The sequence below is a fragment of the Micromonospora hortensis genome, from assembly GCF_022230935.1.
Classification (GTDB): domain Bacteria; phylum Actinomycetota; class Actinomycetes; order Mycobacteriales; family Micromonosporaceae; genus Micromonospora; species Micromonospora hortensis.
On the sequence record NZ_JAKKFE010000020.1, the window covers coordinates 216,435 to 241,781 of the forward strand.

Here is a 25,347-nt window from a genome sequence, read left to right on the forward strand (position 1 = left end):
CCGGCTGTCAGCGGACGTCGGTGGTGGTCCAGCGTGGGGAGGCGGTGGTGACCGGGACGGTGTCACCGACCAGCGTGGTCACCGCCTGGGTGTCCCGCCGCGCGCTGGTGCCGACCCACAGCTCGACGTCGCCGGGCTCCACCACGCGGGTGAACGTGCGGTCGGAGAAGGCCAGACGGGTGGTGGGCACGGTCAGCTCGACAGTGACGGACTGGCCCGGTTCCAGATGGACTCGCCGGTAGCCGAGCAGCTGCGCCACCGGCCGGGTCACCGAGGCGACCAGGTCGCGACCGTAGAGCTGGACCACGTCGTCGCCGGCGACCGCGCCGGTGTTCGTCACCCGCACCGTCACCCCTATCGCCGCGTCGGTGGGCACCGTGGCGGGCACTGTGAGCTGGCTGTACGCGAACGTCGTGTAGGACAGGCCGTGGCCGAACGGCGCCACGGGCGTCGCCAGCAGGTTGGTCCCCGCGTTCCCCGCGCCGAGGGTGGGGTGCAGGTAGGAGTATGGCTGCGCGCCGGCCGACCCGGGCAGGCTGACCGGCAGCCGGCCCGACGGGTTGACTCGCCCGGAGAGCACTCCCGCGATCGCCCCGGCGCCCTCCTCACCCGGGAAGAACGCCTGCACCACCGCCGCGCAGCGTGAGAGCGCCCAGCCGATCGCGTACGGCCGGCCGGTGAGCAGCACGAGGACGACAGGTGTGCCGGTCGCCAGCACCGACTCGACCAGTTCGCGTTGGACGCCCGGCAGTTCCAGGTCGTCCCGGTCGCAGCCTTCGCCGACGGTGCCGCGCCCGAAGAGGCCGGCGTGGTCGCCGACGACCAGGACGGCGACGTCCGCGTCGGAGGCCGTGGTGACGGCCTCGTCGAAGCCGGACCGGTCGTCGGTGTCCACGTCGCAGCCGCGTGCCCAGGTGACGAGGTCGCCGCCGAACTCGGCTCGCACGGCGTCGAGCACTGTCGACACCTCGATGCCGGTCTCCACGCCGGGGTGCTGGACGAGGACGTGGTTGAGGAACGAGTAGCACCCGAAGAGCGCGCTCTGCCGGTCGGCGTTCGGGCCGATGAGGGCCACCCGTCGCCCCGACGGCAGCGGCAGCGCGTCCTGGTTGGCGACCAGCACTATCGATTCCTCGGCGAGCCGGCGGGCGATCGACCGGTGCTCCGGCGAGTCCAGGTCGATCGCCTGGGGCGGCTCGTCGTCGAAGGTCGCGTCGAGCAGACCCAGGTCCAGCTTCTGGCGCAGTACCCGTAGCACCGCGCGGTCGATGAGCGCCTCGTCGAGGGCGCCCGCCCGCACCGACTCCCCCAGGGTCAGATAGGCGTCTCCGGTCGGCAGTTCGACGTCGAGGCCGGCGGTCAGCGCCTGCCCGGCCGCCTCCGCGTGATCGCTCGCCACGTGGTGCAACAGGTTCAGGAACGCGACCCCGTAGTAGTCGGCCACCACCGTGCCGTCGAAGCCCCACTGGTCGCGCAGGATGCCGGTCAGCATGGTCGGGTCGGCGGCGACGGGCATCCCGTCGATCTCGGTGTACGAGTGCATGACGCTGCGGGCGTCACCGTCGATGATCGCCATCTCGAACGGAGGGAGCAGGACGTCGGCCAGTTCCCGGCGGCCGATGTGCACCGGGCCGAAGTTGCGCCCGGCGCGCGAGGCGGAGTATCCGGCGAAGTGCTTGAGGGTGGCGTGCACCCCCTGCGACTGCAGACCGCGCACGTACGACGTGCCGATGGTGCCGACCAGGTACGGGTCTTCGGCAATGCACTCGTCCACCCGGCCCCAGCGGGGGTCACGGATAACGTCGAGCACCGGAGAGAGCCCCTGGTGGATGCCCAGGGCCCGCATCGAGGCGCCGATCGCCGCGGCCATCTCGGTGACCAGTTCGGGGTCGAACGCGGCACCCCAGGCCAGCGGGGTGGGGAAGGTGGCTGCTTTCCACGCGGACAGCCCGGTGAGGCACTCCTCGTGGACGATCGCCGGGATGCCGAGCCGGGTTCCGGTGACCAGGTCGCGCTGGAACTTCCACAACCAGGGCGCGTGTTCGGCCGCGTCCACGGGGCGGGTGCCGTAGGTGCGGGTGAGGTGACCGAGCCCGTGCCGGGAGAACTCTTCGAGCTTGGCGTTCCCGCCGAACTCTCCCTGCATAGGGGCCACCGCCTCGCCGTCTTCCTTCTCCCAGAAGCCGACGAGCTGGGCGATTTTCTCCTCGATCGTCATTCGGCCGAGGAGATCGCGGACGCGGGCCTCGCCGTCGCGAGCGTCCGGTCGTCCGTGCTCGGGCCCTGTCTGAGCCGGCGTCGGCCCGCCCACTACCGTGTGGACCTCAGTCATGCTGTGCCTTCCTGTGGTTGTGCTCGTGCCGCTGCCGCTCAGCCCTTGACCGCGCCCTGCAGGCCTCCGACGATCTGCTTCTCCGCGAGCGTGAAGAAGAGCAGTGCCGGCAGCATCGCCAGCGAGGTGAAGGCGAGGACGCCTGCCGTGTCGGTGGTGTACTGGCTGGAGAAGTTCTGCACGCCCAGCGGCAGGGTGTGCAGGTTGACGTCGCTGAGCACGAGCAGCGGCAGCAGGAACGAGTTCCAGCTCGCCACGAACGCCAGGACGCCAACGGTGACGAGCGCGGGCCGCGACAACGGCATCGCGACGCGCCAGAGGAAGCCGAGTCGACTCGCGCCATCGATGGCGGCTGCGTCCTCCAACTCTCGCGGGATGGCCGAGAGGAAGGGACGCAGGATCACGATCGTCAGTGGCAGGGAGAAGGCGACCTGCGGAAGGATCACCGCGTAGTAGGAGTTGATCAGGTTCAGGTCACGCAGCATGAGGTAGAGCGGCAGGATCGCCGCCCCGGCCGGAAACAGCAGACCGAGGGTGAAGAAGGTGTAGAGCCCTTCCCGCCCGCGGAAGCTGTAGCGGGCGAGCACGAACGCGGCGGCGAGTCCGAGCACGACCACGGCCAGCGTGGTTCCCAGGGCGATGACCGCGCTGTTGAACGCCTGTTGCCAGAAGTTGCTCTGGGTCAGCACCCTGGCGTAGTTGTCCCAGACGAACGGGTCGGGCAGGCCGGCCGGGTCCGCGACGATCTGCGGGGTGGTGCGGAAGCCTCCGATGACCACGTAGATGACCGGGGCGATCGACACCGCCGCGATCGCGAGGGCGAGCGCGTAGGTGAGCGGCGTGCCCCAGGAGACCTGACGGCGTCCGGTGGACGGGGGGAGAACCGAGTTCACGGCCATCGTCACTTCGCCCTTCCGGTGATGGCGCCCTCGATGTCGCGGCGGAGCAGGAACCGCTGGAACAGCAGCGCCGCCACGAAGGAGATGACGAACAGGATTACCGCCACAGCGTTGCCATAGCCCCACAGCCGGGCGAAGAACCCGTTGTCCACCATGTACGTCGCCATGGTGGCCGATGCGCCGAGGGATCGCACCGCGGGCACCGAGGTCACCCAGATCATGTCGAAGATCTGCAGCGAGCCGATCATGGACAGGAACATCCAGATCCGGATCGTCGGGCCGAGCAGCGGGATCGTGACGTGCCGTTGGATCTGCCACCAGCTCGCGCCGTCGATGGCCGCCGCCTCGGTCAGCTCGTCGGGCACATTGGACAGTCCGGCGAGGAGCAGGATGATGGCGAAGCCGACGTATTTCCAGGTGAGGATGGCCAGCAGGGTCCAGATGACAACATCCAGGTCCGCCAGCCAGGCCTGCACCAGGCCGCCCATACCCAGGGACCGCAGCAGCGCGTCGACAGTGCCTTCGCCGGTCAGCAGCAGCTTCCACATGATGCCGACGGTGACCTCGGCCAGCACGTACGGCACGAACACCAGCAGGCGGAACACTGCCCGCCCACGGAAGCGACGGTTGAGCAGCAGGGCGACGCCCAGGGCGATCGGGCCCTGGATCAGCAGCGACCCGAAGACGATGATCGCGTTGTTGCGCAACGCGTCGAGGAAGATCGGATCCTGGAAGGCGAGGGTGTAGTTCCGCAGACCGACGAACTCGGTGGGAGGGCCGACCCCGCGCCACCGGAACAGGCTGTAGTAGACCGCGAAGCCCATCGGCACCAGCACGAACATCACGTAGATCAGGACGGCCGGCGTGGTGAGCCCGATGATCTCGTACCACTTGCGGCGGTTGTCGGCTCGGCGGGCGGAGTCGCGCCCGGCCTTGTGGGGGCCCGCCGGCGACGCGGAAGCGCCGCCGGCGGGCATACGGATCTGGTTGGCGGAGGTCACTTGCTTGCGGCCGCCTTCATTGCCGAGACGACCTTCTCAGGCGTCCCGTTGCCGGCGAAGATGGCGACGATCGCGTCGTTCATCGCGTTGCCGACCGTGCTGCCGTACGCAGTGTCCAGCCAGAGCTGGACGTAGCTCGCCCCGGAGGTGGCCTCCAGGATGGACTTCAGCGCGGGGTCCTTCACGGCGTCCGCCGCGCCCTTGACGACAGGCAGGCCGGTGCCGGTCTCGGCGTAGCCCCTCTGCACCTCGGGGCTCACGAGGTACTTGAGGAACTCGACGCACTCCGCCGGGGCGTTCTTGGCGCAGGAGAACCCGTCGCCACCGCCGAGAGCCGCCTTCGGGTCGCCCGGGGAACCGGAGATCGCCGGCACCGGGAACCAGCCGAGGAACGACGCGAGCTTCGCCTTGTCCGTGGTGACGGTGTCCAGCGTGCCGCGGTTCCAGTCACCCATGAGCTCCATCGCGGCCTTGCCGTTGGCGAGCATGCCGTTGGCGCTGGTCGGGTCGTTCTGGCCCGGCGTGGCGATGAAGTTGGGCTGGAACGGCTTGGTGTCGATGAACGCCTTCAGGTCCTGGCCGGCCTTCACGAAGCACGGATCGTCGAAGTTCTTCTCCGCGGAGGCCTTCTTGAGGGCGTCGACCGAGCAGGCGCGCAGCGCCATGTTGTACCACCAGTGCGCGGCCGGCCACTTGTCACCGGCACCCACGGCGATCGGAATGACGTTGATCGCCTTGAGCTTGGTGACCGCGGTGTTGAGCTCCTCGAAGGTGGTCGGCGGAGCCGCGATGCCCGCCCTGGCGAACATTTCCTTGTTGTACCAGACGCCCTCGATGCCCATCCGGAACGGCAGGCCGTACTGCTTGCCCTTGACCTGCCAGATCTCCGCGGCGCTGCCGATGTCGCCGACCTCGGTCTTGGTCTGGTCGGTGATTTCCTTGAGGTAGTCGGCCTCCACCTGCTCGGTCATCTCGCCGCCGCCCCAGGCCTGGAAGATGTCCGGCGGGTCGCTGCTCAGCAGCGCGGCAGGGAGCCGGGTGCGCTGGAGCTGGTTCGTCTCGATCGCCTCGATCTCGATCTTGACGGTGGGGTGAAGTGCGGAGAAGTCCTTGGCGACCTTCTCCCAGTAGGTCTTGCCGGGCCCGTCCTGTGAGGCGTTGTGCCACCAGCTCAGGGTCACCGGGTCCTTGTACAGCTCGCTCTGAGGGGCCGCCTCTTCGCCGCCGCCGGAACACCCGGCGAGGACGACAACACTTGTCATTAACAGTGCCAGAACGGCACTCGCACGCCGCTTCGTTGCCATCGATGTCTCCTCGACTAGTCAGTCGCGGTACTCGGCCTGCGGCGAAGTTTTACAGTCATGTAACTTGATGTCAATCGGTATCGATAACGTTTTCGAGTCGCTGACGACGGGCCCCCGGCGGGGCCCTATCATCATCGACGTGGTGTTTCAGCAGCGCGTCAAGATGTCGGATGTGGCACGTACTGCCGGCGTCTCGGTCGCGACCGTGTCGAAGGTCGTCAACGGCCGCTACGGCGTGGCCCAGGCGACCGTGGAGCGCGTCCAGCGGGTCATCCATGAGCTCGGCTACGAGGCGAGCCTGGGGGCGCAGAGCCTGCGCAGCCACCGCACCAACGTGCTCGGCATCCTGGTCGCCGAGTTCGAGCCGTTCTCCACCGAACTGCTCAAGGGGGCGTCGCAGGAGGTCGCCGGGAGCGGATACCAACTGCTTGCCTACTCCAGCGGGGACGGCGAGGGCGCCGCGGTGGGGTGGGAACGGCGCTCGCTCGCCCGGCTCTCCGGCACACTCATCGACGGCGCCGTGATCGTCACACCGACAGTGGTCGAGACCGAACACAGCTTTCACGTCGTGGCCGTCGACCCCCACACCGGGCCGTCCGACCTGCCCACCGTCGACTCGGACAACTTCGCCGGCGCGGTGCTGGCGACCAACTACCTGCTGTCCCTCGGCCACACGCGGATCGGGCACATCAGTGGACGCACCGACCTGAAGTCCGCGCAGCTGCGCGAGGCCGGCTTCCGCAGTGCGATGGCCGAGGCCGGCGTGCCGGTGGACGAGCGGCTCGTCCGCGTCGGCGGGTTCCGGATCGAGAGTGCCGCCGGCACCGCCGCGGAGCTGCTCGCCCTCACCGACCGGCCGAGCGCGATCTTCGCGGGCAACGACCTCTCCGCTATCTCCACGATGACAGTGGCCCGCGACATGGGCCTGTCGGTGCCCGACGACCTGTCGGTGATCGGCTTCGACAACGTGCCGGAGTCCGCGCTGGTCAACCCGCCGCTGACGACCATCATGCAGCCGTTGCAACGGATGGGCGCCGAGGCGTTGCGCCTGCTCGTCGACCTGATCGCCGGCGTCGAACGCGACACCCACATCCGGCTCCCCACCGAGCTGGTCATCCGTTCCTCCTGCCGCCCGCTGCACTGACGTCCGGGGCCAGGCGGCGCAGCACCCCGGCCGTCGCCGTGGCACGTGCGGGCACGCGACAGGGTGGCGGAACGTGAATCTCACCTAAGTCGACAATTCCTCCCCTAGGTTCGGTGCGCAGGACGCAGCCGAACCGGGGAGAGACGTGGACAGCTATCCGGCGATCGAGGATCACGGGCTCATCGGCGACCTGCAGACCGCCGCGCTGGTGACGTGTGACGGGACCGTCGACTGGTTCTGCGCGCCGCGGTTCGACTCGCCGAGCATCTTCGCCGCCCTGTTGGACAAGGAGAAGGGCGGCTACTTCCAGATCGCGCCGCACGACGTGCGGTACGTGACCAAGCAGCTCTACCTCCCCGGCACGCCCATCCTGATCACCCGGTTCATCAGCGCCGACGGGGTGGCCGAGGTGATGGACTTCATGCCGGTCACCGGCGAGCGGGCCACCGACGCGCATCGGCTGGTCCGCACCGTCACCATGGTCCGGGGCAGCATGCGCTTCCGGGTGGAGTGCCGCCCGCGCTTCGACTACGCCCGCGAAGAGCATCAGCTCGAGCGCCACCACAACGGTTACGTCTTCCGCAGCCGGTCGGCGACGCTGACGTTCAACCCGGTCGACCCCGTGCGGCGGCTGATCTCCGAACAGGGTGACGTCCACCTTGAGGGCGGCGACCTGGTCGCGTACGGCACGCTGAACGAGGGCGACACCGGCGGGGTGGTCCTGGAGACGGGCGGAACCGAGCCGCGCATCTTCGCGCCGGAAGAGATCCAGGGCATGTTCGAGTGGACCCGGGACTACTGGCGGCGCTGGCTCGAACGTTCCCGCTACACCGGCCGCTGGCGGGAGATGGTCGAGCGTTCGGCCATCACGCTCAAACTCATGACGTACGCGCCGACCGGCGCGATGATCGCCGCACCCACCGCCGCGCTGCCCGAACTGGTCGGCGGAACCCGCAACTGGGACTACCGCTACACCTGGGTACGCGACACGTCGTTCTCCGTGCACGCACTGCTCGGCCTCGGCTTCACCGAGGAGGTCAGCCGGTACATGAACTGGCTCGACGAGCGGATCCGCGAGGCCGGCGACCACCAGGACCCGCTGAAGATCATGTACCGGGTGGACGGCTCCTCCGACCTGCATGAGGAGGTGCTGGACCACCTGGAGGGCTACCGAGGCTCCCGGCCGGTGCGGATCGGCAACGGCGCCGCCGACCAACTCCAGCTCGACATCCACGGCGAGGCCCTCTACGCCATGCACCTCGCCGACGAGCAGGGCATCCGCGTCTCGCACCAGGTGTGGAAGAGCACCGTCCGGCTGGTCGACTGGCTCTGCCACAACTGGGACCAACCTGACGCCGGCATCTGGGAGAGCCGCCACCACCCCCGCAACTACACCTTCGGTCGGGTGATGTCCTGGGTCGCGTTGGACCGGGCCATCCGGCTGGCCACCCGCACCGGCCGCCCCGGGGACATGACCTGCTGGACCGAGCAACGCAACCGCATCTACAACCAGGTCATGGAGCGCGGATACGACCGGGCCCGCGGCACCTTCGTGCAGGCGTACGACGAGAACGTGCTGGACGCGGCGCTGCTCGCCATGCCGGCGGTCGGTTTCGTCACGCCGAGCGATCCGCTGTGGCAGTCCACCCTGCAGGCGATCGAACGCGAGCTGGTTTCCGACAGCCTGGTCCACCGGTACGACCCGGTCCACTCCCCCGACGGCCTCCCGGGCCACGAGGGCACCTTCAACATGTGCACCTTCTGGTACGTCGAGGCGCTGGCCCGTTCCGGGCGCCTCGACGACGCCCGACTCACGTTCGAGAAGATGTTCACCTTCAGCAACCACCTCGGCCTCTATGCCGAGGAGATCGCCGCGACCGGGGAGCAGATCGGCAACTATCCCCAGGCGTTCAGCCATCTCTCACTGATCAACTCGGCGCTGACGCTCAACGACCTTCTCGACACCGAGGCCGACGCCCGCCGCCGCCGCTAGCGCCAGCATGTTCCGGTCAGCCGCCGCCGGCGCGGAGCCGACGGCGGGAAGGGCTTGACGCGCCCACGTCCATCGCGCATGGTCGATAGACATAGACCGTCTCGAATGTATGGACGCTGGGGGAACCGATGAAGGCATTCGTCACCACCATCTCGGTTGCGGCAGTGCTGCTCCTGGCCACGGGCGGCGCATCCCACGGCCAGCCAGCGGCCGACCCGCCCTGCAGCGGGCAGATCCACCCGAACCCGGGGTTCGAGCGCGGCACCGCCGACTGGACGGCCGGCCCCCGCATCGTCGTGCTCGGCGACGCGACCCGACCCGCACACACCGACCGTGCGTACGCCACCTTCGCCGGGCTGGACGTGACGCGTGCCGACCTGCTGCGCACCACCGTCACAGTGCCGGCCAACTGCGACCTGACGGTCCGCTTCTGGGTGCGGACCACCACCACGGAGACCCGCCGCGGCGACTACCTGAACGTCGGACTGGCGGTCACCGGGATACCCCCGAAGACGAGGTTCTCGCTGGCCTTCGACGGCGGGGCGCAGTGGCGGCAGTACGTCATGTCGAGCGGAACGGGCACTACCGAGCGCACCGCGACGGCCAGCTTCCTCGCCAGCGAGACGGCTGGCAACGGCGCCACCGCCTTCGACGTCGACGACGTGTCCTTCACATTGAGCTGACCTGCGCGGAACGGCCCTCACCGCCCCTGATGCGACAGCCGACTCCGCCCGGAGTCCGGCTGAGAACAACCCAACCCCCGACCTGAGGCCGAAGAGCGCCTCACTGCTCGGAAAGCATCCGCAGAACAGAAAAAGGCTCGACTGTCAATAAGAAAATGGCACCGGTGAGGCCATAAGCATCCCCGGAACTGCAAGGCATTGAGATTCCGATCTCTGCCGGCGGATTTCGTGGCCGTTGAGGGGAACCAACTCTATGCTTGCCGCCGAATGCGCTGCGGCTCATCCGGGCCGAGGGTTACCCCGATACAAGGATTTGCGAATGCACCGGAAGTCTGCCCCGAGCAACGGCACCGCCGGCGTTGGCGAAGTAGCACCTGACGGCCAACTGCCGGCCTCTACCGCAGAGGGTGCCGCGCGCCGGTCCGCGGTCGCCGAGGAACAGGCGTTTCTGGACTTGGCCACGGCCCGGCGCGACAGGCTGGCCGATCACCTACAGGTCGAACTTTCGTCGGAGCCCATGGACGCGTTGGAGCGGGCCCGGCAGCGCATGCTCCGGCAGCAGTACGACGAGCTACGGCGAGCAGATGAGGGGTTGGTCTTCGGCCGCCTCGACGGCCTCGACGGCACAGTGCGCCACGTGGGCCGTGTCGGTCTCCGTGATGACGGCGACGACACTGAGCCACTGCTGGTGGACTGGCGCGCTCCCGCGGCTCGGCCGTTCTACACCGCGACGGCTGTCGACCCACAGGGTCAGGCGCGGCGCCGGCACATCCGTACGACGGGATCGGCCGTCGTCGGCGTGGACGACGAGCCCCTGGACGGGAGCGCAACGGCGGAACTCGTCGGCGAAGGCGCTCTTCTGGCCGCCCTCGACCAGCGGCGCACCGGTCGCATGTCGACAGCGATCTCCACCCTGCAACGCGAACAGGACGACATCGTCCGGGCGGAGGCGACCGGCCCGCTGATCGTCCAGGGTGGTCCCGGCACGGGCAAGACAGTGGTTGCCCTGCACCGCGTCGCGTACCTGCTGTTCACCCACCGAAAGATGGCCGACCAGGCGGTCCTGGTCCTGGGCCCCTCGCCGCGGTTCCTGCAGTACATCGCCCAGGTGCTGCCCGCGCTCGGTGAGACCGCCGTCGTCTCGGCGACCTGCGACACCCTGCTGGCCGACGTTCAGGTGGGCCGCGACGAGAGCCGACTTCTCGCCGAAATCAAGGGTCGCGCTCTCTGGCAGCCCACGCTCGAAGGCTACGTCGCGTCGCTGCTCCCCCGACCGCGCGAGCTGAAGCTGCGCTGGGAGGGCGAGTTCTACGTCGTTGCAGCCGCGACCGTGGCGCAGGCGCTCGCCTCGGCGGTGCAGGGACGCCCGTACCACCGCGCCCGCGCGGCGTTCGCCGAGCAGGTGCACCACCTCCTTGCCGATGTCGTCGCCGAGCAGCGCGAGGCGCTGATGGCGGAGATGGAGGAAGGCTTCGAGGACATCCTCGCCCGCGTCGACAAGGGCATGGGGCAGGACCACTCCTCCACCCGGACGTCCACCGGCAGCGACATCGACGGGTTGCTCTCCGAGGAGGAAGTCGAGCAGCTTCGTTGTCGTATCGCCGAGAACGCCACCATCGCCCGGTTCATCGAGGCATGGTGGCCCACCCTCGACGCCGAAGCTCTGCTGGGTGACCTCCTGACCGACCGCACCCTGCTGGCCAGGTTCGCCCCGCAACTGTCCCCCGACGAGATCACCGCCGTCGTGGCCGAGCCCACCCCATGGGCATCAAGCGACATCCCCCTGCTTGACGCGCTCGCCGACCTGCTCGGCGAGGTCGACACCCCGCAACCACAGGGCGAGTTCCTCGCCGAACGCGCTCGCCGCCAGCGCGCCTGGGTGTACGGCCACGTCGTCGTCGATGAAGCGCAGGAACTGTCCGAAATGCAGTGGCAGATGGTCCTCCGGCGCTGTCCCAGTCGCTCCATCACCGCCGTCGGCGACATCGACCAGGCCGAGGCAGCCCACCGGCACACCAGTTGGGCACAAGCGGTACGGGCTGCCTTCGGCGACCGTTGGACCGCCGCGGAACTCACCATCTGCTACCGGACCCCCCGCGAGGTCATGGACCTCACCGAACCGGTCTTGACGAAGGCTGGCAGCCACAACACCCCGCCACGAGCGGTACGCTCCTCCGGCATCGCCCCCTGGGAGCGCACGATCACACCGGCTGAGCTCGCCGACGCCGCCGTGGAAGCAGTGCGGCAGTTGCGGCAACGGTGGCACGGCGGCACTGTCGGCGTCATCGCCCCCGCGGACCGCATCGCCACACTCCAAGCGGTTTTGAGTGATGTGCCAGTGCTCACCGCGACCCAGTCCAAGGGACTGGAATGGGACGCGACGCTCCTCATCGACCCTCAGGGCATCGCCGCCGAACCGCGCGGCTGGAACGGCCTCTACGTCGCGCTCACCCGATGCACCCAGGAACTCGGACAGCTCACACTCACGCAGCGATCAGGCTGTGCGGCTTAACCGCGTAGGCAGAAGGGTTGGCCGTGTCCACCACGCCTCGGTGATCATTGAGCGGTGATGACCCCTGTGGCGCCGCCGGCCGACTCCGGTGCGTTCTCGTTGGCAGTTCCGCCACTGTTCGCCGCGTTGGCTCCGGCGCGGAACATCCTCATCGCCGGAGCGGGCGGGGGTTTCGACGTGTACGCGGGCCTGCCCTTGGCGTTCGCCTTGTGGGGCGCTGGCGCGCAGGTGCACCTGGCCAGCCTCTCCTTCTCGGAACTCGAGTTGATCGACCGGGACGCGTGGATGGTGGAGCACGTCGCAGCGGTTCGGCCGGACACCACCAGCACCGACTGGTACTTCCCGGAGCGGACGCTCGCCCGATGGCTGGCGGCTCAAGAACTGCCATCGACGGTGTACGCGTTTCCGCCGCTCGGTGTCCAACCGCTGCGAACGGCGTACCGGCACCTGGTGGAACACCTCGACATCGACGCCGTGGTGCTGGTCGACGGCGGCACCGACGTGCTGCTGCGCGGCGATGAAAGCAATCTCGGCACTCCAGTGGAGGACATGACCAGCCTGGCCGCCGTGGCCGCGCTGGACGTACCGGTCAAGCTCGTGACCAGCCTGGGCTTCGGCATCGACGCCTACGACGGCGTCAACCATGTCGAGGTGCTGGAGAACCTCGCCGCGCTCGACCGCGACGGTGGTTACCTCGGCGCTCTGTCCATCCCCGGTTCGAGCCGGGAGGCGGAGCTCTACCGCGCTGCCGTCGCTGACGCCCAGGCGGCTACCCCGCAGCGGCCGAGCATCGTTCAGGGGCAGATCGCCGCCGCCACCAGCGGCGGGTTCGGCGACGTCCGATTCACCCGACGCACCGGCGGCGGGGACCTGTTCGTCAACCCGCTGATGGCGATCTACTTCACCGTCGATCTCGACCAACTCGCGGCCCGATGCCTCTACCTCGACCGCATCGAGAACACCATCGGCAGACGCCAGGTCATCACACGCATCCAAGCGTTCCGCGACGAGCTTCTCGGCGCACGCCTCCCCCGCGCCTTCCCGCACTGATCCGACACCGCGCCCAGCCGGCCGGGCGTGCCCGCCACCGTCAATCCTGCTGACTGACTCACCGACGGCTCATCGCAGCTTCGGCAAACCCTCGTCAACCTTGACGACTCTTGGACATCTGCATCGAGCGGGCGGTGGCGCGGGCGGCAGTGTCGATGAGGTCTGCGACCGGGCCGGGTTGCGAGACCGCCACGGCGTGGGAAGCGGCGATCTCCACTGCCGTGGAACCCGCCCGGTCGGCCAGGAAGCGCTGCAGGTCCGGCGGAATGCCCTGGTCCTGGGTGGTGATCAAGGTCCAGGAGGGAATCGTCTTCCAGGCGGCCTTGGTCACGCCCTCCTCCTGGGCGCTCGCCGAGGCGGGTCGCTGCGTCGCCGCCATGATTTTGGCGGTTTCGGGGTCGACATCGGCGGCGAACACCTCGGGGAACTTGTCCTGGAAGATGTACTGATCCATTGTCGTGCCGCCGTCGTCGGAGGGGATCGGCACCATGTTGATGCTGGTGGCGAGCTGACTTCCGGGGTACTTGGTGAGCAACCCGATCACACTTTCGCCTACGTCCGGGCTCACGCTGGCGACGTACACCAGGGCCTTGACGTTGGCGGCACCGGCCGCGGCCTCGGTCATGACCAGCCCGCCGTAGGAATGGGCGGCCATCACGACCGGTCCGGGCAAGCTGTCCAGAAGAGCCCGAACGTACGCGGCGTCCTTCTGCACACCGCGCAGCGGGTTGGCGACGGCGATGACCGGGTACCCGCGACGTTTGAGGTCGGCAATCACCCCATTCCAACTCGACGAGCCGGCGAATGCTCCGTGGATCAGCACAACTGTCGGCATCTCCTGGGCAGACATGTCAGAAGCAGCGCTCATCTGGAGTTCCTTTCGAGAGGCCCGCGACCGGCTGCCTGCGGGTTGCAGACCGGACCGACGAGGACGGTCGACGGAGCATTTCCCCGGCACCGCGAATCAACCCGCGCGATCCCAGCTCCAAAGGGGTTGCAGCATCCAGAATCCGGCACTGATCAGGCCACTGTCAGCGAGATCGCAGAACGAAGCGCCAAACGCCCGGCTGGCATCTGACTCGGACAGAAGATGAGCCGCACGGTGCGCGGCAATTGAGTGACGCGCCCAATGCCGCCGGCACAGATCAGACCGAACGTTCTGTCGCTAAGATAGGTGGATGGCGAGCGACGAACCCACTGCCCGGCCCTCTGAGGCACGCCTCAAGCTTCTCCGGACGGCGACCAGGATCTTCTACGCGGAGGGCATCCACGCCGTCGGCGTCGACCGGATCATTGCCGAGGCGAAGGTGACCAGGGCTACTTTCTACCGTCACTTCCCCAGCAAGGACGACCTCATCCTGGCCTACCTGCGGGAGGTGCATCAGCTGGAGCGCGGCATGGTCGACGAGGCCCTCGCCGCCAACCGATCGCCGGTCGATCCGCTCCTCGCCATCACCACTTCCATCGCCCAGAACATCCAGTCCCCCGGGTTCCGTGGGTGCGCGTTCCTGAACGCCGCGGCGGAATATCCGGACACGAACCATCCCGTACACCAAGAACTCATGGCCCACCGGCAATGGTTCCTGGAAACCATCACCACGCTCATGGCACAGGTCCACGAGGGAACGGCGGATCCCGCAGCGCGCCACTTCGTCATGCTCCGCGACGGCGCCATGGCGGCCGGATGTCTCTCCGACCCCACATTGGTGTCCGAGACCTTCCTGCGCGGTGTGGAAGGGCTCCTCAGAATCAACTCGGAGCGTCAGTCGGCGGAGTCAGCCGGTTAGCCCCTGCGCGACCAGCCCACACGACAAGAGCTGGGTCACCCCGGGTGAGGGATGACCCAGCTCATCGGCGATGGCGCGGACGGCGGCACGGCTCAGGTCAGCGGCCGTACGCCTCCAGCAGGCGCAGCCAGACCTCGCTGACGGTCGGGTACGCGGGCACGGCGTGCCACAGCCGCTCCAGTGGGACCTCACCGACGATGGCGATCGTCGCGGCGTGGATCAGCTCCGCGACGTCCGGGCCCACGAGGGTGAGGCCGACGATCACCCGCCGGTCCTCGTCCACGACCATCCGGGCCTGCCCCTGGTAGCCGTCGGCGTGCAGCGCGGCCCCGGCGACGGCGGCCAGGTCGTAGTCGACGACCCGGATCCGCAGTCCAGCGGCCTCGGCGGCGGCTGCGGTCAGCCCCACCGACGCGACCTCCGGGTCGGTGAAGACGACCTGCGGCACAGCACGCTCGTCGGCCGTGGCGACGTGCCGACCCCACGGGCGGTCGTCTGCCGCTTCGCCCCGGGCCCGCGCCACGATCACGTCGCCCACCGCGCGAGCCTGGTACTTGCCCTGGTGGGTCAGGAGCACACGCCGGTTGACGTCCCCGGCCGCGTACAGCCATCCGTCGCCGGTCAACCCGCCGGCACCGTCGACCACCCGCAGGGTGTCGTCGACAGTGAGCCAGGCGCCCGGCTTCAGGCCGATCCGGTCGAGGCCGACGTCGTGCGTGTTCGGCGTACGGCCGATCGCGACGAGGATCTCGTCGGCCTCGACCTGTTCGCCGTCGGTGAGCGTGATGTGCACCGTGCCGTCCCCGTCACGGTTCACCGAGGTGACCTCGGTGCCGAGATGCACCGACACGCCAGCTTCTCGCAGGGACTGCGTGACCCGCTCGCCGACGAACGGCTCCGCCGCCGTGAGCACTCCGTCGCGCACGAGCACCGTCACCGCCGATCCGAGGCCGGCGTACGCGGTCGCCATCTCCGTGGCCACCACGCCACCACCGATGATGGCGAGCCGGCCGGGAACCTCGCTCGCGGCGGCTGCCTCACGGCTGGTCCACGGTGCCGCCTCGCGCAGACCGGCGATGTCCGGCACCAGTGCGCTACTTCCGGTCGCGATGACGATCGCGTGTCGGGCGGTGAGCGAGGTGGTGACGCCGTTCGCGCCGGTCACCTCGACGATTCGGTCGGCGCCGATCCGCCCCTGGCCCCGATACAGGGCGATGCCCGCGGAGTTCAGCCAGGACACCTGACCGTCGTCCTTCCAGTGCGAGGCAAAGTCGTCCCGGCGGCGCAGCACGGCCGCCGCATCCAACTCGCCGGTTACCGCCTCGCGCGCACCGGGCAGCTGACGAGCCGCCCGGAGCGCGGTCTGACTGCGCAGCAACGCCTTCGTCGGCATGCAGGCCCAGTACGAGCACTCACCACCCACCAGTTCCCGCTCGACGATCGCGGCGGTCAGGCCGCCCTGCACGACGCGGTCGGCGACGTTCTCCCCCACCGGCCCCGCGCCGATGACAATGACGTCGTACGTGGCGTTGTCCACGTCAGTTTCCCTTCGCGGCGCGGCCGAGGCGGATGGCCGCGATGAGGAAGAAGATGGCGCCGGGAATGGCGTAGCCGATCGCGTTGGTCAGTGCCGGGTTGTCCGCGGAGGCGGCCGCGACGAACGACCCACCGGCGAGAACGGAGATGCCACCGCTGATGATCATCGGCCATTGGCCACCCATCGCGCGGCGGCTGACGGCCACGATCAGCTGGACCAGTCCGGCCACGACCGCCCAGGCGCCCCAGACGCGCAGGACCGCAGGGATACCGGACGCGCTGGCGACGCCCAGGCCCACCGCGGCGAGCAGGCTGATCGCGACGTTCACGTACAGCAGGGTGGGCGAGCCGGTGGCCCGCGACGCGCGGACGTCGACGATGGCGGCGGCCACGTCGAACAGGGGGTAGAGCACGAGCAGCGCGGCGGTGAGGGGGTTGAGGTGCGTGGCGAGGGGGAACGTCACGGCAGCCCAGACGATGGCGAAGGCGAAGCGACCGAAGTACAACCGGCGCAGGGCAGCGGCCGTCGTCGAGATGCCGGGAACGGCAAGGGTGGTCATGGTCATCCTCTCGGTGATTCCAGAGCGTGAAGGGCCGCCCAGCGGGGGTGGGGCCGCCGCCGGGAGGGGAAGTGCGGTGCTACTCGATGTTGGAGAACAGCCCCGTGATCTCCACCTGGGCGCCCTGGAGCCCACCGAAGACGGCACCGGCGGCGGGCGTCGCGACTGCGGCAGAGGCGTCCTCGTAGCTGGCGAAGTACAGGTCGAGCGTCCGGTACGCGGGAGTGGGCGTGCCGTCCTCCTTCGGCCACACCTTGGCCGACTCGACCCGCTGAAGCTTCGGGAACGTCTCGGCGGCTCGGCGTACGTCTGCGAAGACCTTCTCGAACTCGTCGGGGTCTGCGGGGTTACCGATGACGAGGGTGATCTTGGTGGGCACGGCGCTCTCCTTCAGGCACAACCGTCCACCCGACTGGCACCAGGTGGAACGAACGTTCTGTCTGTGAGAACCGTACCCGCTCAGTTTGCCGCCGTCAAGACCGACCGTTCTATCTAGAAGTGGCGATTGGCGGGGTGGCGTTCGCTGCTGCCCGGGTAAAGAAGTACCGGGTTCGACATGTCCGTGCGGTGCGTGCCTGTCCGGGCGCTTACGCGACCCAACGGGTGATCGGGGCCACCGACCGCCGCGTCACGCCTCGGAGTCGCGCTCTCCGGACGTCTCCCGACCGATCGGCGAGGCGGAAACCTCCAGCGGCCGGCCCCGCCTTCGCAGCGCGTCCAGGAGCGCGACCAGGGCCAGCGCTCCGGCCACCACGCTCAGCCCGGCCATCGGCGTCCAACGGGCCAACAACGGCGTGAACAGCAGCAGGGCGGCCAAGCCGATGAGCTGGGATCGGGAGGCATGGCCGAAGATCTCGTATTCCAGCCGCATACGGGCGACGAGGAAGAGCATCGGACCGCCCACCACGAACAGCAGCCAACTGGGTCGAGGCTGCCCGAACGGATGATCGATTACCAGTTCGTAGCCGACCGCCGTGACGAGCACGCTGAGCACGATCAGCATATGCGTCCGTTCCGAGACCGCGCCCAGACGGCCGGGCATACCCGCCCGGTCGAACGCCTCCGTCAGCAGCAGACCGGCGCGGTGGAAGTAGATCCGCCAGAGCAGCGCGCTGGTGGCGAACGCGACCGCGAAGGCGGCTGCCCGCTCGGCGGAGTAGTCCGCGCCGCTGAAGACCACGCCGATAACCAGAATCGACTCACCGAGCGCGATGAGGACCATCTGCTGGTAACGGTCCGCGAGATGGGTGCCGGCGATCCGCCACCGACCTACCTTCGAGACCCCGAGCCACGGTAGCGGCCAGCCCAATGTCCAGGCGAGGTAGTCGACAGCCAGGGCGACGACCCACAGCGGCAGGCGGAGGTGATCCGGGCCCAACGCGCCGACCAGCCACAGCGGCGCGCTCGCCAGAGCCCACACGACAAGCCGGAAGGGCACCAGCCGTCGCGGATGGCCACGCAGCGCGACGGCGACCACGAGCGGCCGCACCACCATCACCATCAGGTACGCGACAGCGAACGGCAGCGCTCGCTCCTCCATGGCGCGGGGCAGCGTCACCGCCATGATCAGGCCGGCGAACATGGTGCCGACCACAACGGCCTGGATGATCGGCTGCTCCGGTTCGTACCGGCTGGTGATCCAGGCGGTGTGCGACCAGATCAACCAGAGAGCCAGAAAGAGCAGCAGGGTACGCCCGAACCCCATGACGAGCGTCCACCCGGTGTCATCGCCCAAGCCGGCGAATCGTTGCGAGACCCGGGTGAGGGCCACAACGAAGGCCAGATCGAAGAACAGCTCCAGGAACGTCGCCCGACCCGAACTCCTTGGAGGGCGCAGCAGCTCGGCACCCCGCCCCGCCGCCATCGTCCGCCTCCGTCCGCCCCCTGGCTACCAACGAGCCGGACGCCAGCGGAGTTGCGACAACGCTTACGTGGTGTCTGGGGTGGCACCGTGGCTGTTGTCTCTGACACGCAGATCGTGCGGCTGAGCGAGGGCACGTGCGCCGCCAGACGGGTTGCCTGCTCGATACCCTGCGTCTGTGCTTCGACCTCCACCTCATGACACAAACCGCTCGCAGGGGACCCGGGTGCGCGGTGGATGAGGTGGAGGAGGTGTGGACGCACGCCGAGCTGGATGACCTGACCATCATCTGGAACCGGGCCGCTGACTACGGCGCTGACGGCGAGGCTCCCGACGGCACTCCACCCGGGATCGTGCAGCTGTCGTACCTGCTACGCGTCTACAACTCGGTGATGGGTGGTGGCCTGGGCTTCGCTGTTGAGGTGAACGAGCCCTTCCGGTTGAGACGAGCCGTGGACGCGATGCGGTACTTCGGTTTGGCGCAACTCGCCGAGCTGCTAGCAGACGTCATCGAGCACGACCTGGACGGTGACCACGCCGATTCCCGGGACGACGACCTGGAGACCCTCCTCGGCCCCCGAGGCGAGCCCCTGGCGACTGCGTTCAGAGCCAGAGCTGCTGACAGCCCCGCCGACTTCGGCCTGGAATGACGGCGGCGCGTCTGGCGTGACCGTGACGGGGCGGGCGTTGACCGGTCAGGGCACGAAGGCGGAGGGCAGCCCGAGTTCGGCTCGGGCCACCTCGATGAATCGGCGCTCGGCCTCCCACAGGGCGTCGAACCGATCCGCGGGCAACGCCTGGGCCTCGCTACCCGCTCGTGTGGCCGCCAGGAGCCGGGCCTGGCGCACCAGCTCCGACGAGCCGCTCACCACCTCGACGTTGCCGGCCACCAGCCGAAGCGCGGTCTTGGTGCTCTCCAGTCGCTCCCGGTAGCGGCTGCCCTCGTCGTCGAAGAACGGCATGAGATCACCCGGGTCGCGCGGGCGCGGCACCGCGGTGATGCGCGCCGCCGGGTTGAGGACGTGGGCCACGTACTCCCGGACGGCGCCGATGAAGTCGGTGTACGCGTTCAGCCGGATGTCTCGCCACTGTCGATCCTGGTCGCGCCGCCACAGCCGATCCTGAGCCCGGACGGTGAGCCACCCACCGATCAGGACGGCCAACATTGTCGTCGTCGCGGTGACACCCGCCTGGATCAGACTCACCGGCACCACCGTTCGCATCGATCGATGACTCACACTACCGTCCGTTGTCACCCGCTCCGGGAGTCGCGCGACGGCCCGGCTCCGCAACACGCAGACGCCGGTTGGATATTGAATTAGGCCAATGTATCGTGGGAACGCTCCCAGACCGCGTCCACCACCCACCTGCTCGAGGAGCTGAACATGTCACGACGACGTCGTCGCCCGGCCGCCATGCTGGCCGGGTTGCTCGTTCTGGCCCTGGCTGCGTCTCTGTCGCCACCATCGCCGGTGGCCGGCACCGCCGCGGCCGGCCCATCCAAACCCCGTGCTGTGCCACTCGCTGAGCTGACCGTGGTCTCCGAACGGGTGGCCTTCGGTCTGCAGCGCCCCATCGCGATCACCGGGCTGCCGGACGGCCGGATGCTGATCGCGGAGAAGAACGGCACCGTCCGCGCCTACCACCCCGACACCGGCCTGGCACCCGACCCGGTGATCGACCTGACCGCCCGGATCGACGCGTCGGACAACGAGCGCGGCCTTCTCGGCATCACTCCGGCGCCGAACTTCGCGCGGACCGGCATGCTCTACGTGGCCTACACGAGCCTGCCGGCCGGCGCGCTGACCCTGGCGCGAGTGCCCATCAACGCTCCTGATCGGGTGCAGGTGCTGCTCACCCAGGCGCACGCCGAGTACGGCAACCACAACGGCGGACAGGTGGCCTTCGGCCGCGACGGCTACCTCTACTGGTCCCTCGGCGACGGTGGCTTCGCGAACGACCCGTTCAAGAGCGGCCAGAACCTCGGCACCCTGCTCGGCAAGATCCTGCGAATCGACGTCAACCGCAGCTGCGGGGGAAAGCCCTACTGCGTGCCCTACGACAACCCGTTCGTCCGCACGGCGGGCGCGCGGCCGGAAATCTGGGTCTACGGGCTGCGCAACCCGTGGAAGTTCTCCATCGACCCGGCCGACAACTCGCTGTGGATCGGTGATGTCGGCCAGGGCCTGATCGAGGAGATCAACCACGTCCGCCCGTCGCAGCGTGGCGCGAACCTCGGCTGGTCCTGCCGAGAGGGCACGCCGGTCTTCGACGAGACGCAGTGCCGGCCGGGCGTGCGGCTCACCGACCCGATCGTCGAGTACGACCACTACATGACGGAGAACTGCTCCATCATCGGCGGCCTGGTGTACCGGGGGTCGGTCACCCCGGAGGCGCGGGGCACCTACATCGCTAGCGACTACTGCTCGACCCGCGCTTTCGCCGTGCGTCCCAAGTCCACGGGCGGCTACGAGACCGCCGAGATCGGCACCTTCCCCACCCAGCCGACGGCGTTCGGCGCCGATGTGAACGGCGAGCTGTACGTGCTCAGTGACCTCCCGGGGTGGCTGAGCAAGGTGCGGTTCGAGCGGGTCCAGCCGACCCCCACCGGCGGGGCGGCGATCCGCTGAACCTCGGGTGACACCCGCACTACCTCTGGGGACGGCCGCGTTCGGCGGCCGTCCCCAGACTCACTCCGATGCAGGCTCACGCGCCTCTGTTGCAAGCAGGCCGAGCCACTGCTCGGCGTCCCAGGCGTGGAACCGCTCCACCTCCACGAACCCGAGCTTTGCCGCAAGGCGTGTCAACAGTCGCTCACGCGGCGCGGCCCGAAGGGCACAGCGGCCGCAGCGTCATCCCCTGGTGCGGTATGCGCTCGCGGCCCACGGCCGGCGACGGCGTCCGCGAGGGACGCAGCCAGCGCTCTGCTGTAGGTAACGTGCGGGAAATGACAAGGAGCGAGCGAATCGCGGACCAGTTGGACCGGCACTGGCACAGGAACCTGCGGCCGCGGCTGCACGGTCTCGCCGATGAGGAGTACTTCTGGGAGCCGGTGCGTGGCTGCTGGAGCATCCGCCCACGTGGCACGTCGGCCGCACCGATGTCGGCGGGTTCAGGGGAATGGGCGATGGACTTCGCGTCCCCTGACCCGGTGCCGGCTCCGGTGACCACGATTGCCTGGCGGCTGGCGCACATCGTCGTCTCCTGCCTGGGCTACCGGGTCGGATGGCACTTCGGCGGCCAGGACGTCGACTCCCAGACGTTCGCCTACGCGGGGACCGCCGACGAGGCGCTGAGACAGCTCGACGAGATGTACGGGAGATGGAACGCGGGAGTCCGCGGACTCTCGGACGCCGACCTGGAGAATCCGCCCACTGTGGGTCCCGAACGGTTTCCCATGGAGGGCATCGTCCTGCACGTCAACAGGGAGCTGATCCATCACGGCGCCGAGATCTCCCTGCTGCGCGACCTCTACCGCTGGCAGGACGACACCGCGCCGCGCCGCGTGTGACTTCCGGTATCCGGCGATCGCTTCGGCAACCTGGGTGCGGTTCGCTGGTGGCCCGCCGGCACGGCCTGGTCGTGGTGGTGAACCGCGCGGACCTCCGTCAGACCGGCTCCCCGCCGATGCCGATCTCGTTGCCGTCCGGGTCGCGGAAGGTGGCCTTGCGGACGCCGTTGTCGTAGGTCTCACGCACGGCCGGCTCCAGGCCGCGCTCGACGATCTGGGCGATGCGGGCGTCGAAGTCGCTGACGAAGACGGTGTGCATGGCGTGCCCGGCATGGTCGGGCCGCACCTCGATGAACACGTACCGGTGCTCGGCGAGTTCCCACACCGCCTCGGTGTCGTTCGGTAGGAACGACGGCGGGGCGCCGAGGAGTTGCTCGTACCAGGCCGCCGCGGCGTCGTAGTCGCGAACGGGGATGCCCGCGAACAGATCTACGGTCATGACGCCATGTTAGGGGCTCGACCCCGGAGGATCAGAAAAACGGCAATCGCCCTGGTGCGGCACCCGACCTCACGGAGGTGCCGGCCCTCCGTTCGGCCCGTATCCGCCGGTGGCGCCCGAGCGGGGCGGCATCAGCCCTGACGGCCTCATAAGCTCCACGGGCTCTACTGATCAATCCCACGGAGGAACCCGGTAATGCCCAAGCAACTCGCCCGGCGCTGGCTTGCCGGGATCGCGGTAGTAGGCGCGCTCATCGCCGCCTCCGCCATCCCCGCCTTCGCCGCCCCTGCCGCCAAGGACCTCGACTTCTACGCCAGGGATGTGGTTGTCGCCCCCGACGGCCCTGCAAAAGGATCGAACCTCTTTGCCCGCACCCGCACCAGCACGATGGAGTGGGGCGAATACACAGTCAAGGTGGACCGGAGCACGGTCGCTGGCTTCGCCGACGTGAGGATCGACGGCAGTACTGACTCCTGCACCGAGTCTGGTGCGATCCTCACCTGCAAGGTGGTGGCAAAGGAGAACGACTATTACACGTACATGACCATGGTCAACCTGGTCGTGCGGGCGAAGAAGAGCGCCACGCCCGACCAGCACGGCGACATCAAGTTCACCGTCACCGATGGCGACGGCGGTTCGGCCACCTACCACTCGAGCGTCAGCATCGGTGAGGGCGTGGATCTCGCCGGCATCGAGCAGGGGCTCCAGCTGACAGGCGCCCTCGGCGGCACACTCGGCGTCCCGCTCACAGTGACGAACCGCGGCGAGAAGGCCGTCAACAGCGTGGTGCTGTTCTTCGAAGGCGGCTACGGTTTCGGCCCGTCGAAGCGGTACAAGAACTGCGAGTACAGCCCCGCCGACTCCTTCCGCCACGCCTTTGCCTGTCGGTTCCCCAACACCATCGAGCCGGGCGGCGCCGCACGGCTGGACTTCAGCTTCGGTTTCACCGTGCCGGCCGACGACCCGGCCCCGAACGGTCACACGGGCGTGGCGCGCTGGTTCACGCCGGCAGACTGGGAGGAGTCCCAGTCCTTCAACCCAGCGCGACTTGGGCTGCAGGGCACCGAGGGTGAGCTGAGGCTTGAGCCGGTTGGCGCGCACAGCAGGTCGCGGCAGACAGACGTCAACGACCAGAACGGCACGACGGTGATGAGACTCCAGGTCAGCGGTGACCAGGGGGCTGAGGTGGCGGCGCTCGGGACGCCGACGACCGCGACCGGAAGGGTCGGCGCCACGGTGCCGTTGAAGGTCGGCTACATCAACAACGGCCCGGCGTCCGTCAACGTCGACGGAGCCAAGGATCTCCGGGCCCGTACCGTGCTCTCGCTGCCGAGTGGCGTCACGGCCGTACGCGTTCCGATGACCTGCTCGAGCTACGGGGACTGGGTGCCCGGAAAGCTCGGCGCCGAGAAGTACCGCTGCACCGAGCACACACGCCTGGCGCGGGGCGAGAAGATCGAGTACGAGTTCGAGCTGCGCCTCGACGAGGCCGGCACCCGGGCCGCCCAGGTGCGGCTGACCTTCGACGCGGGCGTGGATCCCAACCCAGCCAACGACAGCGCGACGATCACCATCGTCGCGAGCGCTGACGGCGGGAGCGAGGATCCCGGTGGGAATGACGGCCAGGGAGGCGGGGACACCGATGGCTCGCTGCCGATCACCGGTGCCAAGGCCGGTCTGACCGCCGGCATCGGTGGCGTACTGCTCGCCGCCGGCGCTGCGGTCTTCGTGGCGGTTCGCCGCCGCAGGACCCGCTTCGTCGCCTGATCTACTCCCCGCACCAACGGTGCCCCGTCGACCTCAGGTCGGCGGGGCACGGGCTCTCCCTCATGGCCTGCCGTGACTCCGCACGGTCGTCGCCCTGGCGCTCAAGAGCACTCGGCCCTGAGTCGCGCGGCCTGCCGCGACATTCAGTGACCTCGGTCCGGATGGAGGAAGCACGACAGCAGTTGCCTGAACTCGTGCGGGTGCTCGATCGCCGGCACGTGCCCGCATCGGCCGAACACGTGCAGACGGACGTCGGCCAGGTGGTCGAGCAGGGGCTGGGCTGCCGTTTTGAGCGGGGTGACCCGGTCCTCGGCGCCGTGGACGAGCAGCACGGGCGCGCGCACCGCTGCCAGTGTTTGCGCCGAGAGGGTGAGCTCGTCGACCCATCGTGCCCTGGGTGGCGGAAACAATGACGCGAATGCGGCCGCCCCCGCTCGCATCGCGGCCGCACGGGCGTCGACGGCCGAATCGGTCACGAGTGCTTGGTCGAGGACGAGGCGACTCAGCATGTCTCGTGCCCCGATCGGGCCGGCGGGGGCGGCCCAGACCGCGTCGAGGTCGGCGGACAGCGGCGCCCCGGGGGCGCCCATCGTCGAGACAGCCACGACACGGGTGACCTGCCGGGGGCGCGCGGCCGCCAACGCCAGCGCCACAGCACCGCCCATCGAGTGACCCACCACGGCGTAGTCCTCGATACCGAGAGCATCCATCAGGCCCGCGGCCTGCTCCGTCCACAGTCCGAGCCCACCCCGGGAGCCCGCCGGGATGGGTGTACGGCCGAACCCCGCCTGGTCGGGAGCGATCAGGTGCCAGGACCCGTCCAGCGCCTGCGCCGTCGTTGCCCAGGCTCCGGACCCGGTCGTGCCGGGTCCGGAGCCGTGCAGCATCAGCACCGCGGGTCCCGTGCCGCTCTCCAGGACGTGGACGGGGCAGCCGTCGACTGCGATGGTCCGAAGTGCGGTCACCAG

22 protein-coding genes are annotated in these 25,347 nt (G+C 68.9%); 10 read left to right on the forward strand and 12 right to left on the reverse strand.

Annotated features, from left to right (window positions below):
• Nucleotides 1–7: 7 nt before the first annotated feature.
• The 4 genes from NIE111_RS15440 to NIE111_RS15455 form a co-directional block, all read right to left on the reverse strand.
• Nucleotides 8–2,218, reverse strand: a complete 2,211-nt coding sequence (locus NIE111_RS15440; RefSeq protein ID WP_238685050.1) for a beta-xylosidase/alpha-l-arabinosidase — start codon at nucleotides 2,216–2,218, stop codon at nucleotides 8–10.
• Between the two features lie 152 nt (nucleotides 2,219–2,370).
• The gene (locus NIE111_RS15445; RefSeq protein ID WP_181539431.1) at nucleotides 2,371–3,231 is read right to left on the reverse strand and encodes a carbohydrate ABC transporter permease; all 861 of its coding nucleotides are present in this window, start codon (nucleotides 3,229–3,231) and stop codon (nucleotides 2,371–2,373) included.
• A 2-nt stretch (nucleotides 3,232–3,233) separates the two neighbouring features.
• Entirely contained in the window at nucleotides 3,234–4,232 is a 999-nt protein-coding gene (locus NIE111_RS15450) for a carbohydrate ABC transporter permease (RefSeq protein ID WP_238685051.1), read from the reverse strand.
• On the reverse strand, nucleotides 4,229–5,494 hold the full coding sequence (locus NIE111_RS15455; RefSeq protein ID WP_238685052.1) for an extracellular solute-binding protein: 1,266 nt from the start codon (nucleotides 5,492–5,494) through the stop codon (nucleotides 4,229–4,231). Before NIE111_RS15455 ends, NIE111_RS15450 begins: the two co-directional genes overlap by 4 nt.
• Before the next feature lie 181 nt (nucleotides 5,495–5,675).
• Between NIE111_RS15455 and NIE111_RS15460 the strand changes: the two genes are divergently transcribed.
• From NIE111_RS15460 to NIE111_RS15480, 5 genes are all read left to right on the forward strand, one after another.
• Entirely contained in the window at nucleotides 5,676–6,680 is a 1,005-nt protein-coding gene (locus NIE111_RS15460) for a LacI family DNA-binding transcriptional regulator (RefSeq protein WP_238685053.1), read from the forward strand.
• 145 nt (nucleotides 6,681–6,825) lie between these two features.
• Nucleotides 6,826–8,673 (forward strand): glycoside hydrolase family 15 protein, encoded by a 1,848-nt coding sequence (locus NIE111_RS15465; RefSeq protein ID WP_238685054.1) that lies wholly within the window; start codon nucleotides 6,826–6,828, stop codon nucleotides 8,671–8,673.
• 128 nt (nucleotides 8,674–8,801) lie between these two features.
• On the forward strand, nucleotides 8,802–9,356 hold the full coding sequence (locus tag NIE111_RS15470) for a hypothetical protein (RefSeq protein WP_238685055.1): 555 nt from the start codon (nucleotides 8,802–8,804) through the stop codon (nucleotides 9,354–9,356).
• Nucleotides 9,357–9,675: 319 nt separating this feature from the next.
• On the forward strand, nucleotides 9,676–11,868 hold the full coding sequence (locus NIE111_RS15475) for a HelD family protein (RefSeq protein ID WP_238685056.1): 2,193 nt from the start codon (nucleotides 9,676–9,678) through the stop codon (nucleotides 11,866–11,868).
• Nucleotides 11,869–11,925: 57 nt separating this feature from the next.
• The gene (locus NIE111_RS15480; protein WP_238685106.1) at nucleotides 11,926–12,918 is read left to right on the forward strand and encodes a DUF1152 domain-containing protein; all 993 of its coding nucleotides are present in this window, start codon (nucleotides 11,926–11,928) and stop codon (nucleotides 12,916–12,918) included.
• Nucleotides 12,919–13,012: 94 nt separating this feature from the next.
• Here NIE111_RS15480 and NIE111_RS15485 read toward each other — a convergent pair whose 3' ends face one another.
• The gene (locus NIE111_RS15485; protein WP_238685057.1) at nucleotides 13,013–13,786 is read right to left on the reverse strand and encodes an alpha/beta hydrolase; all 774 of its coding nucleotides are present in this window, start codon (nucleotides 13,784–13,786) and stop codon (nucleotides 13,013–13,015) included.
• 310 nt (nucleotides 13,787–14,096) lie between these two features.
• On the opposite strand from NIE111_RS15485, the gene NIE111_RS15490 reads away from it, so the two are divergent.
• On the forward strand, nucleotides 14,097–14,705 hold the full coding sequence (locus NIE111_RS15490; protein ID WP_238685058.1) for a TetR/AcrR family transcriptional regulator: 609 nt from the start codon (nucleotides 14,097–14,099) through the stop codon (nucleotides 14,703–14,705).
• Nucleotides 14,706–14,802: 97 nt separating this feature from the next.
• Here the strand turns inward: NIE111_RS15490 and NIE111_RS15495 are convergent, their stop codons facing one another.
• From NIE111_RS15495 to NIE111_RS15510, 4 genes are all read right to left on the reverse strand, one after another.
• A complete protein-coding gene (locus tag NIE111_RS15495; RefSeq protein ID WP_238685059.1) occupies nucleotides 14,803–16,242 on the reverse strand; it encodes a dihydrolipoyl dehydrogenase family protein in 1,440 nt (479 codons plus the stop codon).
• A 1-nt stretch (nucleotide 16,243) separates the two neighbouring features.
• Entirely contained in the window at nucleotides 16,244–16,801 is a 558-nt protein-coding gene (locus tag NIE111_RS15500) for a hypothetical protein (protein ID WP_238685060.1), read from the reverse strand.
• Nucleotides 16,802–16,880: 79 nt separating this feature from the next.
• Nucleotides 16,881–17,180 carry a hypothetical protein gene (locus tag NIE111_RS15505; RefSeq protein ID WP_238685061.1) on the reverse strand — a complete coding sequence of 100 codons (300 nt, stop codon included), beginning with the start codon at nucleotides 17,178–17,180 and terminating at the stop codon, nucleotides 16,881–16,883.
• A 249-nt stretch (nucleotides 17,181–17,429) separates the two neighbouring features.
• Nucleotides 17,430–18,665, reverse strand: coding sequence for a low temperature requirement protein A (locus tag NIE111_RS15510; RefSeq protein ID WP_238685062.1), 1,236 nt, complete (start codon nucleotides 18,663–18,665; stop codon nucleotides 17,430–17,432).
• 230 nt (nucleotides 18,666–18,895) lie between these two features.
• On the opposite strand from NIE111_RS15510, the gene NIE111_RS15515 reads away from it, so the two are divergent.
• Complete coding sequence (locus NIE111_RS15515; RefSeq protein WP_238685063.1) at nucleotides 18,896–19,312, forward strand: hypothetical protein; 417 nt, start codon at nucleotides 18,896–18,898, stop codon at nucleotides 19,310–19,312.
• Between the two features lie 45 nt (nucleotides 19,313–19,357).
• Here NIE111_RS15515 and NIE111_RS15520 read toward each other — a convergent pair whose 3' ends face one another.
• Nucleotides 19,358–19,867, reverse strand: coding sequence for a hypothetical protein (locus NIE111_RS15520; protein WP_238685064.1), 510 nt, complete (start codon nucleotides 19,865–19,867; stop codon nucleotides 19,358–19,360).
• Between the two features lie 180 nt (nucleotides 19,868–20,047).
• On the opposite strand from NIE111_RS15520, the gene NIE111_RS15525 reads away from it, so the two are divergent.
• Together NIE111_RS15525 and NIE111_RS15530 are read left to right on the forward strand one after the other, a co-directional pair.
• Nucleotides 20,048–21,292, forward strand: coding sequence for a PQQ-dependent sugar dehydrogenase (locus NIE111_RS15525; protein ID WP_238685065.1), 1,245 nt, complete (start codon nucleotides 20,048–20,050; stop codon nucleotides 21,290–21,292).
• 317 nt (nucleotides 21,293–21,609) lie between these two features.
• Nucleotides 21,610–22,173, forward strand: a complete 564-nt coding sequence (locus NIE111_RS15530) for a DinB family protein (RefSeq protein WP_238685066.1) — start codon at nucleotides 21,610–21,612, stop codon at nucleotides 22,171–22,173.
• Between the two features lie 97 nt (nucleotides 22,174–22,270).
• Here NIE111_RS15530 and NIE111_RS15535 read toward each other — a convergent pair whose 3' ends face one another.
• Nucleotides 22,271–22,612: a VOC family protein gene (locus NIE111_RS15535; RefSeq protein ID WP_238685067.1), complete on the reverse strand. Its 342-nt coding sequence runs from the start codon at nucleotides 22,610–22,612 to the stop codon at nucleotides 22,271–22,273.
• A 195-nt stretch (nucleotides 22,613–22,807) separates the two neighbouring features.
• Here NIE111_RS15535 and NIE111_RS15540 point away from each other — a divergent pair, with 195 nt between their 5' ends.
• A complete protein-coding gene (locus NIE111_RS15540) occupies nucleotides 22,808–24,379 on the forward strand; it encodes an LPXTG cell wall anchor domain-containing protein (protein WP_238685068.1) in 1,572 nt (523 codons plus the stop codon).
• 143 nt (nucleotides 24,380–24,522) lie between these two features.
• Here the strand turns inward: NIE111_RS15540 and NIE111_RS15545 are convergent, their stop codons facing one another.
• On the reverse strand, nucleotides 24,523–25,344 hold the full coding sequence (locus tag NIE111_RS15545) for an alpha/beta fold hydrolase (RefSeq protein ID WP_238685069.1): 822 nt from the start codon (nucleotides 25,342–25,344) through the stop codon (nucleotides 24,523–24,525).
• Nucleotides 25,345–25,347: the final 3 nt, after the last annotated feature.